Raw genomic sequence first — 17,925 nt, 5'->3', positions numbered from 1 at the left:
CGTCCGTACAGGTCTGCCCGTCGGCGGGCCGGACGGGTCGTGAGGGGTGGGGCGGGGGGTCAAAACGGGGGCGCGCAGTGTAGCAGAAGGGTCCCATAAGCTTGTGAGCGGGCTCACGAAGGCTGCTCCGACCGGTGCTGGATACTTTCGGATATGAGCACCACGGAGCGTCCTCGCATCCTCATTGTCGGCGGTGGTTACGTCGGCCTGTATGCCGCGATGCGCATCCTCAAGAAGATGCGCTACGGCGAAGCGACCGTCACGGTCGTGGACCCGCGGTCGTACATGACGTACCTGCCCTTCCTCCCCGAGGCGGCCGGCGGCAACGTCGCGCCCCGCAACCTCGTCGCGCCCCTGCGCACCGCGCTGAAGAACGCGGAGGTGCTCACCGGTGCGGTCACCGGTGTGGACCACGAGCGCAAGATCGCGACCATCCAGCCCTCGGCGGGCGACTCGTACGAGCTGCCCTTCGACTACCTGGTCGTCGCGACCGGTTCGGTCTCCCGGACCTTCCCGATCCCGGGTCTGGCCGAGCACGGCATCGGCATGAAGACCGTGGAGGAGGCCATCGCCCTCCGCAACCACGTCATGGCGCAGCTGGACAAGGCCGAGTCCACCACGGACGAGGCGGTCCGCCGCAGGGCGCTGACCTTCGTCATCATCGGCGGCGGCTTCGCCGGCGTCGAGACGATCGCCGAGATCGAGGACATGGCGCGCGACGCCGCCAAGATCTACAAGACCGTCAGCCGCGACGACATGCGCTTCGTCGTGGTCGAGGCCGCCAACCGGATCCTCCCGGAGATGGGCCCGGACCTCGGTCTGTGGACCAAGGAGAAGCTCGAAGAGCGCAACATCGAGGTCTACATCGAGACCTCGATGGACTCCTGCGTCGACGGCCACGTCGTGCTGAAGAACGGCATGGAGATGGACGCCTCCACCATCGTGTGGACGGCCGGCGTGAAGCCGAACCCGGTGCTGGCCCGGTTCGGCCTGCCGCTGGGCCCGCGCGGCCACGTCGACACCGCGCCGACCCTCCAGGTCCAGGGCTTCGACTACGTCTGGGCCGCCGGCGACAACGCCCAGGTGCCGGACCTCGCCGCCGGCGAGGGCGCCTGGTGCCCGCCGAACGCGCAGCACGCCGTGCGCCAGGCCGCCGTCCTCGGCGACAACGTGATCTCCGGCATGCGCGGCTTCCCGCAGCAGGAGTACAAGCACAAGAACCTGGGTGCGGTGGCCGGCCTCGGCCTGCACAAGGGTGTCGCGATCCTCTTCGGCAAGTACAAGCTGAAGGGCCGTCCGGCCTGGTGGTTCCACCGCCTGTACCACGGCGCCATGGTCCCCACCTTCAACCGGAAGGTCCGCGTCTTCACCGACTGGACCCTCGCCGTCTTCCTGAAGCGCGAGATGGTCGGCCTGTCGCAGATGGAGAACCCGTACCAGCCGATCCAGGAGGTCACGGCCCCCACCAAGCCCGCCGTCGAGGCCGCCAAGCCGGCCGCCGACAAGGAGCTCGCCAGCAAGTAAGCGACTGCGGACCCCGGTGTGGGAGCACCGGGGTATGAGTCGGAGGCCCTCCGCCCGGCAGTGCTGCCGGACCACGACCTCCGTGGTGCTCAGCCGGCTGTGCGAGTCGGGCGGAGTACAGAAGTGAACGAGAAGGCCCCTGCCGAACCCTCCGGCAGGGGCCTTCTCGCGCTGGTCGTCAGTCGGTCTTGATGCTGGCCAGGATGTCCAGCTTGGAGGCCCGGCGGGCGGGCCAGAAGGCGGCCACCAGGCCGACCAGGCCGGCCAGGGCCAGGAAGAGCAGCAGCTGGCCGTAGGGGACCACCGTGGCCAGACCCGGCAGGCTGGACTTCAGGGTGCCGTTGATCGCCCAGGCCATGAAGCCGCCGAGCAGGATCCCGATGCCGGCGCCGAACACCGAGATCACCACGGACTCCAGACGGACCATCCGCTTGATGCCGGAGCGGTCCAGGCCGATCGCCCGCAGCATGCCGATCTCGCGCTTGCGCTCGAAGACCGACATCGCCAGGGTGTTGATGACGCCGAGGATCGCGACGATCACGGACATCGCCAGCAGGCCGTACATGAGGTTCAGCGCGAAGGTGATGGTCTGGCTGAAGTCGTTCCGGACGTCCTGGCGCGACTTGACCTCGATCACCGGGTTGGCGCCGGTGGCGTCCTTCAGCGCCTTCTTGAGCGCGTCGGTCTCCCCGTTCGCGCCCTTGACCAGGACGTTCCTCAGGTACGGCTGCGGCTCGTGCTTGACGATCTCGCTGTTGGCCACCAGGGCCCCGCCGAGCAGGCCGCTCTTCTCGTAGACGCCCCCGACGGTCAGGGAACCCTTGGTCTCGTCGCCGAAGGTGACGTTGACGGTCGAGCCGGTGGTGACGCCCAGCTTCTTCGCGAGTTCGTCGTCCACCAGCAGCTGCCCCTGGCCGGCGGCGGTCGGCGAGCCGCTCTTCATGGTCACCGACAGCAGCTTGGCGAGGCTGTCCGCGTTGACGCCGGTGACCTCCTTGCTGGTGCCGTTGAGGTCCCAGAAGACGCTGGTCAGCGGCGAGGAGGCGGTCACCCCGGGGGCCTTGGCGATCTCGGCCGGGACCTGCTCGGACAGGCTCATCCCGTTGGCCGCGGCGACCAGGAAGTCGGCCTTCATCGAGCTGGTGACGGCCCGGTCGATGGTGTCGGCGACCGAGGCTCCGATCACCGTGAGACCGCTGACCAGGGTCAGACCGATGGTGAGCGCGGCGGCGGTGGCGGCGGTGCGGCGCGGGTTGCGCACCGCGTTCTGCCGGGCCAGCTTGCCGGGCATGCCGAACAGCTTGCCGATGGCCGGGCCGACCAGCGCGATCACCGGACGGGACAGCAGCGGCAGCAGGACGAAGACGCCCAGGACCGCGAGCAGCGCGCCGATCGCGACCGGCATCCGGCCGTCGGAGTTGCCCTTCGAGGCGCCGAACGCGACCAGGGCGATGCCGGCCGCGGCCAGCACCGAACCGATCGCGTTGCGGACCACCAGGGACTTCTGGCTGACCGGCTGGTCGCCGCTGCTCATCGCGGCGACCGGGGCGATCCGCGCGGCGCGGACGGCCGGCAGCAGCGCGGAGAGCACCGTCACCAGGACGCCGACGACCAGGGTGACCACCACGGTCAGCGGCTTGATCACGAGCGAGGCGGTCGGCATGCCGTCGTCCAGCGAGGCGACCACGGACTGCAGCCCGGCGCCGATGCCGACACCGGCGAGCAGACCGGCCGCGGCCGAGATGGCGCCGATGGCGAGGGCCTCGACCAGCACCGAGGCGGTGACCTGCTTGCGGCTCGCCCCGACCGCGCGGAGCAGGGCCAGCTCCTTGGTGCGCTGGGCGATCAGCATGGTGAAGGTGTTGGCGATGATGAAGATGCCGACGAAGAGCGAGATCCCGGCGAACGCGAGCAGCATGGTGCGCATGCTCTCGCTGCTCTTGGTGACCAGCCGCTCGTCCTCCGCCTTCAGGTCGGCGCCGGTGCGGACGTCGATCTGCTGCTCGGGCCTGAGCTTCTGGTTCACCTCGTCGCGCAGGGCCGTCTCGCTGGTGCCGGGCTTGGCGGCGAGCACGATGCTGCTGTAGCGGCCGGGCTCCAGCAGGAGCTGCTGGGCGGTCGCGCGGTCGAACAGGGTGAGCGTGCCGCCGCTGTTCGCCACCGGATCGTCGGTGGTGAAGATGCCGGTGAGCTTCGCCTCCAGGACCGGGCCGTTGGAGCCCACCCGGACGGTGTCGCCGACCTTGTAGCCGCCCTTGTCGGCGGTCTTGCGGTCGAGGGCGATCTCCTTGCCGGTCTTCGGCCCCTGGCCCTCGGCCATCGGGTAGCGGGCGTCCTTGCCGTCCGGACCGGGCGCGAAGTTGGCGCCCCTGGCCGTCCACGGCCGGCCGATCAGGGTGCCGCTCTTGTCGGCGACGCCGGTGAAGCCGCCGACCACGCCGCGGGCGCTCGCCGTGCCGGGCAGCGCGGCGAGCTGCTGCACGGTGGCGTCGGTCAGGGTGACCGGGCTCTTCTCGCTCTTCTCCTTGGCGCTCGCGGTGGCGCCGGCGGCCTTGTCGACGATCTGGACCGACACGTCGGAGTAGCTCGTGGAGTTGTTCTCCCGCATGGCCTTGCCGAAGGTGTCGGAGAAGACCATGGTGCCGGCCACGAAGGCGGTGCCCAACATGACGGCGAGCGCCGTCATCAGCAGTCGGCCCTTGTGGGCCAGCACATTGCGCAGTGCGGTGCGATACATGGGGTGTCCTGGGGTCCTGGGTCTGCGAAGGGGCGGGCGGCGGACGCGGGGCGTCAGCTGGTGCGGCCCTTGGCGTCGAAGCGGCGCATGCGGTCCAGGACGGCGTCGGCGGTCGGCTGGGCCAGTTCGTCGACGATGCGGCCGTCGGCGAGGAAGACGACGCGGTCGGCGTAGGAGGCGGCGACGGGGTCGTGGGTGACCATGACGACGGTCTGGCCGAGTTCGCGTACGGAGTTGCGCAGGAAGGAGAGGATTTCGGCGCCGGAGCGGGAGTCGAGATTGCCGGTCGGTTCGTCGGCGAAGATGATGTCGGGCTTGCTCGCGAGGGCGCGGGCGCAGGCGACGCGCTGCTGCTGGCCGCCGGAGAGCTGGCTGGGGCGGTGGGAGAGCCGGCCGGAGAGGCCGACGGTCTCGACCACCTTGTCGAGCCACTGCTTGTCGGCCTTGCGGCCGGCGATGTCCATCGGGAGGGTGATGTTCTCCAGGGCCGTCAGGGTGGGGAGCAGGTTGAAGGCCTGGAAGATGAAGCCGATGTGGTCGCGGCGCAGCTGGGTGAGCTGCTTGTCCTTGAGGCCGACGAGTTCGGTGTCGCCGATGGTGGAGGAGCCGGAGGAGACGGTGTCGAGGCCGGCCATGCAGTGCATGAGGGTGGACTTGCCGGAGCCGGAGGGCCCCATGATGGCGGTGAACTCGCCCTGCGGGAAGGTGACGCTGACGTTGTCGAGGGCGACGACGCGGGTCTCGCCCTCCCCGTAGACCTTGTTCAGGCCGGTGGCGCGGGCGGCCGCCCGGCCGGTGCGGACGGCGGTTGCGGTCGACGTGCTCACGGGGGTGCTCCTCGGGTCTCGGCAGAGAGGGGGCGCGCCGGGTGGTGCGGCGCGGGAGATCGGTGGGGCGGCCGGGCCCTTCCAGGGGCGTCCGGCCGTACCTCCATGCTCCGCCGGGTGATCATGGTTTCTCGTCGCTCCGCCGGACGGTTGGCCTGACCGCCGCTGGGTGTACGGCCAGGTGGCACCCTCCTCCTGCGGTATGACATCGACCCTGAACGGAAGGCCGGTGGCCGGATCGAGCGGGTCCGGTGGCCAAATCACGAACTGTTCGTCAGATGGCAAGGAAACATGACAACTTCCCCGCCTTGGAACATGCGAAAGGGGAGGCCGGGAGACTAGGCTCAGGGGTGGTCCGCACGGGCGGCGGAGCGATGCTCTCCGCTCCGTCGGCGGGGCCGGGTCCGCAGGACGCCCAGATGGTGGAACGCAGACACGGGCAGCTTAAAACTGCTTGGCCGAAAGGCCGTGCCGGTTCGAGTCCGGCTCTGGGCACACGTGCTTGCTCGCGGGGACGCCGACCGGCGTCCCCGTCGGGCATCGATGGTGCGAATCCTTCTCGCGGCGGATGCCGATTTCTTTGCCAAGCCATTACCCTTGTGCTTCGGGCGGTGCAGTGCCGCCCCGGAGGGAATGAGCAATGAGAAGCAGCAACCCGGTCTTCTCGCGGGAGGGGTCCTTCACCCGCGAGTCCGGCTACGCGGGTTTCGGGACCACCCAGACCCCGCCGGCCGGGGGCCAGACCGCCACCAACCCGTACGGCACCAGCCCGTACGGCAACAACCCGTACGCCAACAGCCCCTACGCCCAGCAGCCGCAGGGCCAGGCTCCGCTGACCGACGAGCAGCTCGTCGAGATGTACAACGCCCCGTCCGCCGGTCCGCTGGCGACGGGCCGGATGACGCTCGACGACGTGGTCGCGCGCACCGCGATGACGCTGCTCACCATGGTCGCCGCCGGCGGCCTGGCCTGGTTCGCCCTGCCGGAGCGGAACTTCGGCCTGGCCGGCGGCGCCTCGCTGATCGCCTTCGTGATCGGCATGGTGATCTCCTTCAAGCGGAGCGTCAGCCCGCCGCTGATCCTGCTCTACGCGGGTCTGCAGGGCTTCGCGCTCGGCGCGATCACCAAGGTGTTCAACACCATCTGGGAGGGCATCGCGATCCAGGCGGTGCTGGGCACCGCGGCGGTCTTCGCGGCGATGCTGATCGCCTACAAGACCGGCCGGATCCGGGTCACCCCGCGCTACACCCGGATCGGCATCGCGATCGCCATGGGCTTCGTGCTGCTGATGCTGGTCAACATGGTGGCCTCGCTGGTCTTCGGTGCCGACATGGGGCTGCGTTCCGGCCCGCTCGGCGTCGTGGTCGGCCTGGTCGGCATCGGCCTCGGCGCGTTCTTCCTCTCGCTGGACTTCGCGGCCGTCGAGGAGGCGATCGCGCACGGCGCGCCGCAGAAGGAGGCCTGGCGGGCCGCCTTCGGGCTCACCCTGTCGCTGGTCTGGATCTACGTCGAGATGCTGCGGCTGATCGCGATCCTGCGCGGCGACGACTGATCCTCCGTCGCACCACCACTGCCGCCGGGCCCCGGAGCCACCCGCTCCGGGGCCCGGCGGCTTTCCGTGCCGGTGCGCCGTATGCTCGCGGCATGTCCGAGACCTCCGACGAGAAGACCCTGGCCGAAGCCGTCGACGCGCTGGCGGACCGGTTCCGCGCGATGCCGCAGAGCCGGCTGCTGGGCGCCGTCCCGGGGCACCCCTCGCGGGCGGCGGCCGGGCTGGCGCTGGCCCGTCGGCTGGCGGCCGCGGCGCAGGCGGCCGAGGCGGCGCGGGTGGACGGCGGGGCGGGCGGCGCGGCGCCGCGCGAGCTGCCGGATGCCGGGGCGTTCGCCGTCGGCGACCAGCTCGCGGTGGTCGGGCACGATCTGGCGGCGGCGCTGGCCGCGCTGCCCGGGGACGCCGTGGTGGCGCTGCCGGACGGACCGGCGACGGCGCAGGCGGTGCGGGCGGACGCCCTGCGCAGGCTCGCGGAGACCGCCGCGGCCGTCTGAGCCCGGGAACCGGAAGGCCGGGGGCCGGCCGGATCGGTAACCCCGTGATCCGGCCGGCCCCCGGCCTTGTCGCAGGTCGGCTCAGATACTGGCCACCACCCGGTCGGCGAGCACGTAGACGGCGTCCTCGTCGGTGGAGAAGGTCAGCGAGTAGGAGCCGGAGAACCGGGAGCCGCCGAGCAGCCGGACGTCCTCGCCGGCCCGGACGGCGTCGATCAGCCGGTACGCGGCCTCGCGGTCGCCCGGGGCCACGCAGAGCGTGGTGCCGTCGGCGAAGGCGTAGACGTCCAGGGTGCCGAGCGGGCCGGGCCGGACGTCGACCAGGGCGGTGCCCTCCTCGGCGAGCGTGGTCAGCCGGGTGTCGGTCCACTCGCGCGACGGCGCCTGGCTGGGGACGAAGTCGGGGTGCGAGGGGTGGCGGCGCGGGTCGGGGGCGGCCACCGGGGCGTCCTCGACGGCCGGCTCGGTGTCCAGCAGCCCGGCCTCCAGGCCGGTGGCCAGCAGGTCGGCCTCGCGGCGGGCCCGGGCCTCCCCGGAGGTCTCGGCGGACGGGGCGCCGGCCGGGTGGCCGGGGCGCAGCGGGACGCCGCCCTCGGTGCCGCCGGGCTCGGCCGGGCGGACGCCGCCCTCGGTGATGAGGTCCTCCAGGGCGGAGCGCAGCGCCTCGCCGAACTCCGGGTCCATGGTGCCCGCGTTGTCGGCCGCCTCGCTCGGTCCGGTCGGGCGGGGGAAGAACAGCGGCCACTCGTCGGTGGTGCTGAAGACCCCGGCGAACGGGGAGTCGAACAGTGGCGCGTCCTCGGCCGCACGGGCCTCCTGCTCGGCCCAGAACGCCCGCGCCTCGGTGATCTCCCGCTCGCGGTCGGCGGCCAGCGCGTCGGCGACGGCCCGGCGTATCGCCGCCTCGTCGACGGCCGGGGCGGCGGCGGCCCGCGCGTCCAGCCGGCGGGAGAGTCCCCGGAGGTGGAGCAGCACGGCGGTCGACACGGCGATCAGGATCAGCAGCAGGATGGTGTAGACGGCGCTCACGGAACGTACTCCTAGCGAGGAGCGGAACGGGGTTACGTCTCCACACTGCCGCATCCGGCCCTGTTACCGCAGTGGCGAATGTCCACTTTGTCGGTGACTTTCGCTCTTGTCCCCAAATTGTTAGAGAGTCCCGCTCTACGCTGCGGAGTTGATCCGCTCCGCACTGTCGATTTCCGGTCCGGAACGGTAGGAAAAGAGGGCCGGATCGACCTCTCGGTGTGATCCGGCCCTCAATTACGCTGCGTCACTCCAAATGGGTGGTCTGGACCCTTCGGGGTTGACGGGGGAGGGGGTGGCGGTGGGTCAGCTGAGCCGCTCGACGACCATCGCCATGCCCTGGCCGCCGCCGACGCACATGGTCTCCAGGCCGAACTGCTTGTCGTGCCACTGCAGGGAGTTGATCAGGGTGGTGGTGATCCGGGCGCCGGTCATGCCGAAGGGGTGGCCGACCGCGATCGCGCCGCCGTTGACGTTCAGCCGGTCCAGGTCGACGCCGAGGTCGCGGTAGGACGGGATCACCTGGGCGGCGAAGGCCTCGTTGATCTCGACCAGGTCGATGTCGCCGATGGTCAGACCGGCCCGCTTCAGCGCCTGCCGGGAGGCCTCGACCGGGCCGTAGCCCATGATCTCGGGGGAGAGCGCGCTGACGCCGGTGGAGACCACCCGGGCGAGCGGGGTGATGCCCAGCTCGCGGGCCTTGGTGTCGGACATGACGACCAGCGCGGCGGCGCCGTCGTTCAGCGGGCAGCAGTTACCGGCGGTCACCGTGCCGTCCGGGCGGAACACCGGCTTCAGGCCGGAGACGCCCTCCAGCGTGACGCCCGCGCGCGGGCCGTCGTCCTTGCTGACCACGGTGCCGTCCGGCAGCGTGACCGGGGTGATCTCGCGCTCCCAGAAGCCGGCCTCGAGGGCGGCCTCGGCGAGGTTCTGCGAGCGCACGCCGAACGCGTCCTGCTCGGCGCGGGTGATGCCCTTGAGGGCGGCCAGGTTCTCGGCGGTCTGGCCCATCGCGATGTAGGCGTCCGGCAGCAGCCCGTCCTCCCGCGGGTCGTGCCACTCCCCGCCGCCTTCCGCCGCCCGCCGGGCGGTCCGCGCCTGCGCCTCGTCGAAGAGCGGGTTCATGGTGCCCGGCATGCCGTCCGAGGTGCCGTGGACGCTGCGCGAGACGGTCTCCACGCCGGCCGAGACGAAGACGTCGCCCTCGCCGGCCCTGATCGCGTGCAGCGCCATCCGCGTGGTCTGCAGCGAGGAGGAGCAGTAGCGGGTGATGGTGGCGCCGGGCAGGTAGTCCATGCCCATCCGCACGGCCACGATGCGGGCCAGGTTGTGGCCCTGCTCGCCGCCGGGCAGGCCGCAGCCGAGCATCAGGTCGTCGATCTCGCGCGGGTCGAGCTGCGGCACCTTGGCCAGGGCGGCCTGGATGATGTGCGCGGTGAGGTCGTCGGGGCGGACGTCCTTCAGCGAGCCCTTGAAGGCCCGGCCGATCGGCGAACGGGCGGCGCTGACGATGACGGCTTCGGGCATGGCGGGCTCCTCGCTGAGTGGCGGCGGACAGGCGTCCGGGAGGAAAGTTACCGCCTGGTAGGTCGGTCGTCATCCGCCCCGGGGTGTGAGCTGGCCGACGTGCTCCCGGGGCCCGGGGAACCCCCCGCGGGCGGTTCCCCGGCGGCTGCGGAGCCCGGCAGGCCGACCCGCAGCCGGTGGCGCAGCAGCGCCCAGCGCCCGGCCGCGCCGCCCTCGCCGCCGACCGCCGCCACCTCGGAGCCGGACCGCCCGGCCGCGGCCGCTGCGGCCACCGCCACCGGCAGCACGGCCTCGCCCGGGACCGTCCCGTCCGGCCGCTCCTCCTGCGGCCAGAGGTCCAGCGTGGCGCAGACCGAGGGCAGCACGGCCATCGCGGCCGTCGCGTAGCCCTGGGCGGAGGGGTGGTAGCGGTCGGCGGCGAACATCTCCGGGCGGGCCGCGAACTCCGGCCCGAGCAGCGAGCCGAGCGAGACCGTCCGGCCGCCCGCCTCCACCACCGCGATGGTCTGGGCGGCGGCCAGCTGGCGGCTCAGCCGGCGGGCCACCCAGCGCAGCGGCGGGCGGACCGGCTTGATCGTCCCGAGGTCCGGGCAGGTGCCGACCACCACCTGGCAGCCGGCGGCGCGCAGCGCGGCGACCGTCTCGCCGAGCTGGCGCACCGCGAGCTGGGCCGGGCTGTGCCGGGTCACGTCATTGGCGCCGACCATGATCACGGCGATGTCGGGGCGGTGTGCCAGGGCCTGGTCCAGCTGGCCGGCCAGGTCGGCGGAGCGGCCGCCGGTGAACGCCACGTTGACCAGCCGGACCGGGCGCTCGGCGACCGAGGCGAGCCCGGCGGCGAGCAGCGCGCCCGGCGTCTCGCGGGCCCGCAGCACCCCCAGGCCGGCCGCCGTGGAGTCGCCGAGGAAGGCCAGCACCAGCGGCGGCTGCGGGCCGGCGGAGGTGTCGGCGAAGGCCTCGCCGTAGACGCCGTCGGCCCTCGGCGGGGTGCCTTCCAGGATGCCGATGGCCTGGACGGCCAGCCTGCTCTCGGTCAGCAGCAGGCCCACCAGGCCGACGCCCAGCACGCCGAGCCCGCCCCCGCCGTACGCCGCCGCGGTGGCGATCCGGCGGGCCACCCGGGCCCGTGACCCCTGCGCCGTCGACATCCGGTGCCCCCTTCGCGTCCTCGTGCCACCCGGTGAAGGGCCGCTCCCGATGCGTGTACACCCCTAGTACCCGCGATCGACCCGGCCTACGACGGGGGTGGTCCGTTCGTGGGGCGTACGGGCCTCACGGGGCTCCTGGTACGGCCTAGGCTTTGCAGTACCGAAAGCGTCACTGCATGCCCACAGCCACTGCATGCCCACAGACCGGGAGGACCCCCCGTGCGGTACCACAACTCGATCATCGACCTGGTCGGCAACACGCCGCTGGTCAAGCTGAACAAGGTCACCGAGGGGATCAGCGCGACCGTGCTCGCCAAGGTCGAGTACTTCAACCCCGGTGGCTCGGTGAAGGACCGCATCGCGATGCGCATGATCGAGGCCGCCGAGGCCTCCGGCGCCCTCAAGCCCGGCGGCACCATCGTCGAGCCGACCTCCGGCAACACCGGTGTCGGCCTGGCGATCGTGGCCCAGCAGAAGGGCTACAAGTGCATCTTCGTCTGCCCCGACAAGGTCTCCACCGACAAGATCAACACGCTGCGCGCGTACGGCGCCGAGGTGGTCGTCTGTCCGACCGCCGTCGCCCCCGAGCACCCGGACTCGTACTACAACGTCTCCGACCGCCTGGTCCGTGAGACCCCGAACGCCTGGAAGCCGGACCAGTACTCCAACCCGGACAACCCGGCCTCGCACTTCCACTCCACCGGTCCGGAGCTGTGGGAGCAGACCGAGGGCCGGATCACCCACTTCGTGGCGGGCGTCGGCACCGGCGGCACCATCTCCGGCACCGGCAACTACCTGAAGGAGGTCTCCGGCGGCCAGGTCAAGGTGATCGGCGCCGACCCGGAGGGCTCGGTCTACTCGGGCGGCACCGGCCGGCCGTACCTGGTCGAGGGTGTCGGTGAGGACTTCTGGCCGACCGCCTACGACCGCTCCGTCGCGGACGGGATCGTCGCCGTCTCCGACAAGGACTCCTTCCAGATGACCCGCCGCCTGGCCAAGGAGGAGGGCCTGCTGGTCGGCGGCTCCTGCGGCATGGCGGTCGTCGCCGCGCTGGAGGTCGCCCGCGAGCTCGGCCCGGACGACGTCGTCGTGGTGCTGCTGCCGGACGGCGGCCGCGGCTACCTGTCGAAGATCTTCAACGACGACTGGATGGCCGACTACGGCTTCCTGCCGTCCGCCACCGACGAGGCGCACATCGGCGAGGTGCTGGCCCGCAAGGACGCCATCGAGCACGAGGGCATCCCGCAGTTCGTCCACATGCACCCCAACGAGACGGTCTCCGAGGCGGTCCGGGTGCTGCGCGAGTACGGCGTCTCGCAGATGCCGGTGGTCTCGCCGGGCGCCGGCCACCCGGACATCATGGCCGGCGAGGTGATCGGCTCGGTGGTGGAGAAGCTGCTGCTGGAGGGCGTCTTCGCGGGCGACATCCAGCTGGCCGACACCCTGGACAAGGTGATGTCCAAGCCGCTGCCGGTGGTCGGCTCGGGCGAGACCGTCACCAACCTGATGGCGGTGCTGGAGAAGGCCGACGCCGCGGTGGTGCTGGTGGAGGGCAAGCCGCAGGGCATCGTCACCCGCCAGGACCTGCTGGGCTTCCTGACCGGCAACCGCGCCGGGCACTGAGGCCGGGTCAGCCGCCGACCCCGACCCGGCGGCTGAGCACCCGCGGGACTGGGCACCCGCGGGGCCGAGGACCTGAGAGGCGGAGGACCTGAGGGGCGGAGGTTCCGTTTCCGGGCGAACTGGTACACCGGCGTCATCTCCGTGCAGCACGGGCTTAACACGGCTGCGTCATCGTTGTGCTCACGGCAAGACACCGAGCGAGGCGGTGGCGACCGACCGGGAGCGGCTCCCCGGCGGCGCGGACCGTCTCGGGCACGACGGTCGGTCCTGATCCGACCGGTGGTGTCCCTGCCCGCGGAGACGCCGTCGTCCCGCCCCTGCCCGGCTCCGGCCGGTCACCAGGGTGAGGCGGCTCCCCGGGCGACCGCGCCGCTTGGCGCGTCTCCGCGGCTCCCGGGTGGGGGAGCCCGGCGGAGGCGGCGGGGCCGGTCCCCTCTCCGGAGGGGACCGGCCCCGCCTACGTTCCATGCTCTTGACACGGCCGGCGTCCCGTAGTCTCACTGCCATGACCAGCACTGACACGACCGGCCAGGACAGCCCGCGCTACGTCCGGCTCAGCATCGAGCTCATCGCGGAGATCACCGACGAGGGCGCCCTCAAGGCGGCGGCCCTCCAGCAGGTGGCCGGCGACGAGTACCTCGACGACGACGAGCGCGCCCAGTCCGTCGAGGCCATCGAGGTGGACCCGTCCGGCTCGCTCGCCCACTTCATCGACCCGGTGGCGCTGCTCGGCGACGTCCCGGGGATCGAGCTGGCCTCGGCGACCTGGGAGTCGGCGAAGACCGACTTCGACCCGGAGAGTGACGAGTGGGACGAGTACGTGGTGGAGGAGTCCGCCGAGTAGGGCGCTCCCGTCACAGTCCGTGAAGGCCCGGTCTGCCGTCCGCAGACCGGGCATTTGTCCATATTTGGCGCCGAGTTTCGGATTCTCGTACGATCGCAAGCCGTTGGTGATGGAACCGTGAACGCACGGATTGCGTTTCTCCATCCGTAATGCCCGGATGATTCAGCAGGGAGTGGGCGACGTGGCGGCACCGGAAGGTCAGGGTCGAGCGGCCGGCAGCAACTGGAGCCGGCGCGGCGTGCTGGCGGGCCTGATCGGCGCCCCGGTCCTGCTGCTGGCGGCCTGCAACGACAGCAAGAGCGCCGACAACGCCGCCTCCACCGGCACCGGTGGCAGCGGCGGGTCGGGCGGCACGGGCGGCGGCACCGGCAGCACCGCGGGCGCCGCCGGCACCGGGGGCACCGCCGACACCGGCGGCGCCGGCGCTACGGCCACCGGCAGCGCCCAGCCGACGCCCAGCGCCACCAGCACTCCGACCCCGAAGACCTCGGCCGCCGTGATCACCGTCACCCCGGCCGACGGCGCCGCCGCCGCCAGCTTCAGCGAGCCGGTCCGGGTCGCCGTCGCGGGCGGCGCCCTCACCACCGTCAAGGTCACCGACTCCACCGGCAAGGCGCTGGCCGGCGCGCTGTCCTCCGACGGCACCGTCTGGACCTCCTCCGCGGCCCCGGCCAGCGGCACCAAGTACACGGTGTCCGCGGCCGCCCTCGACAAGGAGAAGCTGGAGGCCGACGCCAACGCCGTCTTCACCACGGCGACCCCGGCGAACACCTTCGTCGGCTACTTCACCCCCGAGGACGGCTCGGTCGTCGGCGTCGGCATGCCCGTCTCGATCAACTTCAGCAAGCCGGTCACCGACCGCAAGACCGTCCAGCAGGCGATCACCGTGATAGCCGAGCCGGGCGTCGAGATCGTCGGGCACTGGTTCTCCAGCACCCGCCTCGACTTCCGGCCGCAGCAGTACTGGGCCAAGGGCACCAAGGTGACCGTCAAGCTCCGGCTGAAGGACGTCCAGGGCGCCAAGGGCGTCTACGGCACCCAGTCCAAGGACGTCCGCTTCACCGTCGGCCGCGCGCAGACCAGCGTCGCCGACCTCGCCGCCAAGAAGCTCACCGTCACCACGGACGGCCAGGTCAGCGCCGTCTACGCGATCTCCGGCGGCTCGCCCGAGTTCCGCACCTGGGGCGGCAGGATGGTGATCACCGAGCAGTACCAGCAGACCCGGATGAACTCGCAGACCGTCGGCCTCGGCAGCGAGTACGACATCCCGGACGTGCCGCACGCCCAGCGGCTCAGCACCTCCGGCACCTTCATCCACGGCAACTACTGGTCCCTGGCGTCCACCTTCGGCAGCCAGAACACCAGCCACGGCTGCGTCGGCCTGCGCGACGTCAAGGGCGGCCAGGACGCGAGCGCGGACGGCTACAAGTTCTTCAAGAGCTCGATGGTCGGCGACGTCGTCGAGGTCGTGAACTCCGGCGACAAGACCATCGCGCCGTCCAACGGCCTCAACGGCTGGAACATGGGCTGGGCCGACTGGAAGGCCGGCAGCGCCATCTGACGCCCCCGGCGGGGGCCGAACGCGACGGCCGAAAGCCGCCGGATGCCGGGCCGGGGCCGGGGCAGGGTGGAGCCATGACGACGACCACCAGCGCCACCCCGTCCGTGCTCACCGTCCGGGCGATCGACCCGGCCGTCCACCGCGCCCTGCTGGAACGCGACGACGCCGGCCAGCCGCCCGTGCGCTCCGTCGACGAGACCGGCGGCGCCCCGCTGCGCTGCTGCCTGACCAGGGCGCGGGCCGGGGAGCGGATCGCCCTGGTCTCCTACGCGCCGCTGCGGCGCTGGGCCGCGGAGACCGGGGCCGAGCCCGGTCCGTACGACGAGTGCGGCCCGGTCTTCGTGCACGACGGGCCGTGCGCCGGTCCGGTCGGCCAGGACTGGCCGGCCGGCTTCCACGGCGGTCAGCGGGTGCTGCGCGCGTACGACCGGCGCGGGCGCATCCTCGGCGGCGAGCTGGTCGAGCCGGAGACCGCCGAGGCGGTCGCGGCGGAACTGCTGGCCGACCCGAAGGTGGCCGTGCTGCACGTCCGCGCGGTGGAGTTCGGGTGCTTCCAGCACGAGGTCCGGCGGGGCTGACCGCCGCCGGCCCGGGTGCTCACGAGCGCTTGGCGTAGTCGCCGAAGCCCTGCCAGTCCAGGACGACCGTCGGCTCGTCGCCGATCACCCAGGCGTCGTGGCCGGGCGGGCAGACCATGAAGTCGCCGGGGCCGAACTCGGCCTCCTGGCCGTCGTCCATGACGATCTTCATCCGTCCGGAGATGACGTAGCCGGCGTGGGCCGCCTGGCAGCTGTCCGTCTTCGCGATCGGCTTGACGTGCTGGGACCACTGCCAGCCGGGCTGGAACACCGCCCGTCCGACGCCCCCGCCGTCCAGGTGGACCAGGCGCACTTCGCCCTTGTCCGCCTCGAACGGACGGATCTCCTCGGGATCGGTGTCGAAGTTCTTGCGGATGAGACCGGCCATGAGGTGCTCCTCGGGACAGGGGCGGCCCCGCCACCAGGAGGGTGACGAGGCCGCCCTACCGGTCCTTCCAGTCTGCGCCCGCAGGGCCGGGTTCGGGAACCCTGCGTGAGGACGGGACCCTAGGCGTCCGTGCGGGCCACCCCGATCGGGCAGCTGGCGCCGGTGCCGCCGAGGCCGCAGTAGCCGTTCGGGTTCTTGGCCTCCGAGAGGTACTGCTGGTGGTACGGCTCGGCCGGGTAGAACGGGCCGGCCGGGGCGATCTCAGTGGTGACCGGGCCGAGGCCGAGGGCGGTGAGGGCCGGCTGGAAGGCGTCCCGGGTGGCGGTCGCGGCGGCGGCCTGGGCGGGGGAGTGGGTGTAGACCGCGGAGCGGTACTGAGTGCCCACGTCGTTGCCCTGCCGGTTGCCCTGGGTCGGGTCGTGCGCCTCCCAGAAGGTCTTCAGCAGCCGCTCGTAGGAGACCACCGCGGGGTCGTACACCACCCGGACCGCCTCGGTGTGCCCGGTCAGGCCGCTGCACACCTCCTCGTACGTCGGGTTCGGGGTGTGACCGCCCTGGTAGCCGACCAGCGTCGTCCAGACGCCGGGCAGCCGCCAGAAGGTGCGCTCGGCGCCCCAGAAGCAGCCCAGCCCGAAGTCCGCGACCTCGAGACCGTCGGGGTACGGGCCCGTCAGCGGGTGGCCGAGTACGGTGTGCGGCTCGCGCAGCGTGAACGCCGGCTCCTGGCGGCCGGGCAGCGCCTGGTCGGCGGGAACGAGCGAGGTCTTGTGGCGGTTGAACAGCACGGCCTGCTCCAACGGTTCGGAAAGGGTTGCGGACGTTCCAACACGGCCGGGCACCCGGGGATTCCGGGCGCGCGACGGTGTCCCGGCGGCGTCCCGGCGGCGTGCGCGCGGCAGTCGCCCGTACGCCGACTACGCTCGGACCATGACCGAGCACCAGCTTCCCCAGGGCTTCGAGACCCTCGCCATCCACGCGGGTCAGGAAGCAGACCCCCAGACCGGGGCCGTCGTCACGCCGATCTACCAGGTGTCCACCTACAAGCAGGACGGGGTGGGCGGCCTGCGGGGCGGCTACGAGTACAGCCGCAGCGCCAACCCGACCCGCACCGCGCTGGAGGAGTGCCTCGCCGCGCTGGAGGGCGGTGCCCGCGGCCTCGCCTTCGCCTCCGGCCTCGCCGCCGAGGACACCCTGCTGCGCACGATCCTCAAGCCGGGCGACCACATCGTGATCCCCAACGACGCCTACGGCGGCACCTTCCGGCTCTTCGCCAAGGTGCTGACCCGCTGGGGCGTCGAGTTCTCCGTGGCCAACACCCAGGACCTCGCCACCGTCCGCGAGGCGCTGCGCCCCAACACCCGCGCGGTGTGGGTGGAGACCCCGTCCAACCCGCTGCTGGGCATCACCGACCTGGCCGCGCTGGCCGGGATCGCGCACGACGCCGGCGCGCTGCTGGTGGTCGACAACACCTTCGCCAGCCCCTACCTGCAGCAGCCGATCGCGCTCGGCGCCGACGTGGTCGTGCACTCGACCACCAAGTACATGGGCGGCCACTCGGACGTGGTCGGCGGCGCCCTGGTGATCGCCGAGGCGGGCCTCGGCGAGGAGGTCGCCTACCACCAGAACGCGATGGGCGCGGTCTCCGGCCCGTTCGACGCCTGGCTGGTGCTGCGCGGCATCAAGACCCTCGGCGTGCGGATGGACCGGCACAGCGCGAACGCCGAGAAGGTCGCCGAGCTGCTGGCGGGCCACCCCAAGGTCAGCCAGGTGCTGTACCCGGGCCTGCCCGAGCACCCCGGCCACGACATCGCCGCCAAGCAGATGAAGGCCTTCGGCGGCATGGTGTCGTTCCGGGTGAACGGCGGCGAGGAGGCGGCGGTCGAGGTCTGCAACCGGGCGCGGCTGTTCACCCTCGGTGAGTCGCTGGGGGGCGTGGAGTCGCTGATCGAGCACCCGGGCCGGATGACCCACGCCTCGGTGGCCGGTTCGGCGCTGGAGGTGCCGTCCGACCTGGTGCGCGTCTCCGTCGGCATCGAGTCGATCGACGACCTGCTGGCCGACCTCAAGCAGGCGCTGGGCTGAGAGCAGGCGTCGGG

Annotated in this window: 15 protein-coding genes and 1 tRNA gene; 9 read left to right on the top strand and 7 right to left on the bottom strand. The window is 72.1% G+C overall.

Translation table 11 applies throughout. The features are described from left to right. The first annotated feature begins 153 nt into the window (after nucleotides 1-153). Nucleotides 154-1,524: an NAD(P)/FAD-dependent oxidoreductase gene (locus ACFCLZ_RS16580; protein ID WP_380285667.1), complete on the top strand. Its 1,371-nt coding sequence runs from the start codon at nucleotides 154-156 to the stop codon at nucleotides 1,522-1,524. Nucleotides 1,525-1,702: 178 nt separating this feature from the next. Here the strand turns inward: ACFCLZ_RS16580 and ACFCLZ_RS16575 are convergent, their stop codons facing one another. Both ACFCLZ_RS16575 and ACFCLZ_RS16570 read right to left on the bottom strand, forming a co-directional pair. Beyond that, complete coding sequence (locus tag ACFCLZ_RS16575; protein WP_380285666.1) at nucleotides 1,703-4,261, bottom strand: ABC transporter permease; 2,559 nt, start codon at nucleotides 4,259-4,261, stop codon at nucleotides 1,703-1,705. Nucleotides 4,262-4,314: 53 nt separating this feature from the next. Next, entirely contained in the window at nucleotides 4,315-5,088 is a 774-nt protein-coding gene (locus ACFCLZ_RS16570; protein WP_380285665.1) for an ABC transporter ATP-binding protein, read from the bottom strand. A gap of 413 nt (nucleotides 5,089-5,501) precedes the next feature. Here ACFCLZ_RS16570 and ACFCLZ_RS16565 point away from each other — a divergent pair. From ACFCLZ_RS16565 to ACFCLZ_RS16555, 3 genes are all read left to right on the top strand, one after another. Then, nucleotides 5,502-5,583: transfer RNA gene (locus tag ACFCLZ_RS16565), tRNA-Leu, on the top strand. A 145-nt stretch (nucleotides 5,584-5,728) separates the two neighbouring features. Further along, entirely contained in the window at nucleotides 5,729-6,640 is a 912-nt protein-coding gene (locus tag ACFCLZ_RS16560; protein WP_380285664.1) for a Bax inhibitor-1/YccA family protein, read from the top strand. Between the two features lie 92 nt (nucleotides 6,641-6,732). Next, nucleotides 6,733-7,134 (top strand): hypothetical protein, encoded by a 402-nt coding sequence (locus ACFCLZ_RS16555; RefSeq protein WP_380285663.1) that lies wholly within the window; start codon nucleotides 6,733-6,735, stop codon nucleotides 7,132-7,134. Between the two features lie 81 nt (nucleotides 7,135-7,215). On the opposite strand, the gene ACFCLZ_RS16550 is transcribed toward ACFCLZ_RS16555, so the two are convergent. From ACFCLZ_RS16550 to ACFCLZ_RS16540, 3 genes are all read right to left on the bottom strand, one after another. Beyond that, a complete protein-coding gene (locus ACFCLZ_RS16550) occupies nucleotides 7,216-8,163 on the bottom strand; it encodes a hypothetical protein (protein ID WP_380285662.1) in 948 nt (315 codons plus the stop codon). 303 nt (nucleotides 8,164-8,466) lie between these two features. After that, nucleotides 8,467-9,687: an acetyl-CoA C-acetyltransferase gene (locus ACFCLZ_RS16545; RefSeq protein ID WP_380285661.1), complete on the bottom strand. Its 1,221-nt coding sequence runs from the start codon at nucleotides 9,685-9,687 to the stop codon at nucleotides 8,467-8,469. A gap of 47 nt (nucleotides 9,688-9,734) precedes the next feature. Beyond that, on the bottom strand, nucleotides 9,735-10,835 hold the full coding sequence (locus ACFCLZ_RS16540; RefSeq protein WP_380285660.1) for an SGNH/GDSL hydrolase family protein: 1,101 nt from the start codon (nucleotides 10,833-10,835) through the stop codon (nucleotides 9,735-9,737). Between the two features lie 219 nt (nucleotides 10,836-11,054). Here ACFCLZ_RS16540 and ACFCLZ_RS16535 point away from each other — a divergent pair, with 219 nt between their 5' ends. From ACFCLZ_RS16535 to ACFCLZ_RS16520, 4 genes are all read left to right on the top strand, one after another. After that, the gene (locus tag ACFCLZ_RS16535; protein WP_380285659.1) at nucleotides 11,055-12,458 is read left to right on the top strand and encodes a cystathionine beta-synthase; all 1,404 of its coding nucleotides are present in this window, start codon (nucleotides 11,055-11,057) and stop codon (nucleotides 12,456-12,458) included. Between the two features lie 505 nt (nucleotides 12,459-12,963). Next, complete coding sequence (locus ACFCLZ_RS16530) at nucleotides 12,964-13,302, top strand: hypothetical protein (RefSeq protein ID WP_380285658.1); 339 nt, start codon at nucleotides 12,964-12,966, stop codon at nucleotides 13,300-13,302. Nucleotides 13,303-13,483: 181 nt separating this feature from the next. Next, on the top strand, nucleotides 13,484-14,863 hold the full coding sequence (locus tag ACFCLZ_RS16525; RefSeq protein ID WP_380285657.1) for an Ig-like domain-containing protein: 1,380 nt from the start codon (nucleotides 13,484-13,486) through the stop codon (nucleotides 14,861-14,863). A gap of 74 nt (nucleotides 14,864-14,937) precedes the next feature. Then, a complete protein-coding gene (locus ACFCLZ_RS16520) occupies nucleotides 14,938-15,441 on the top strand; it encodes a DUF1203 domain-containing protein (protein WP_380285656.1) in 504 nt (167 codons plus the stop codon). A 19-nt stretch (nucleotides 15,442-15,460) separates the two neighbouring features. On the opposite strand, the gene ACFCLZ_RS16515 is transcribed toward ACFCLZ_RS16520, so the two are convergent. Next, complete coding sequence (locus ACFCLZ_RS16515; RefSeq protein WP_380285655.1) at nucleotides 15,461-15,829, bottom strand: cupin domain-containing protein; 369 nt, start codon at nucleotides 15,827-15,829, stop codon at nucleotides 15,461-15,463. 119 nt (nucleotides 15,830-15,948) lie between these two features. Further along, nucleotides 15,949-16,614 carry a peptide-methionine (S)-S-oxide reductase MsrA gene (gene msrA, locus ACFCLZ_RS16510; RefSeq protein WP_380285654.1) on the bottom strand — a complete coding sequence of 222 codons (666 nt, stop codon included), beginning with the start codon at nucleotides 16,612-16,614 and terminating at the stop codon, nucleotides 15,949-15,951. Nucleotides 16,615-16,756: 142 nt separating this feature from the next. Here msrA and ACFCLZ_RS16505 point away from each other — a divergent pair, with 142 nt between their 5' ends. Continuing rightward, nucleotides 16,757-17,911, top strand: coding sequence for a cystathionine gamma-synthase (locus ACFCLZ_RS16505; RefSeq protein WP_380285653.1), 1,155 nt, complete (start codon nucleotides 16,757-16,759; stop codon nucleotides 17,909-17,911). Nucleotides 17,912-17,925: the final 14 nt, after the last annotated feature.

Source organism: Kitasatospora purpeofusca, from assembly GCF_042691725.1.
In the GTDB taxonomy this organism is placed as follows: Bacteria; Actinomycetota; Actinomycetes; order Streptomycetales; family Streptomycetaceae; genus Kitasatospora; species Kitasatospora purpeofusca_B.
Note: the sequence above shows the minus strand (reverse complement) of the source record. Positions and strands in the feature narration are given on the sequence as shown.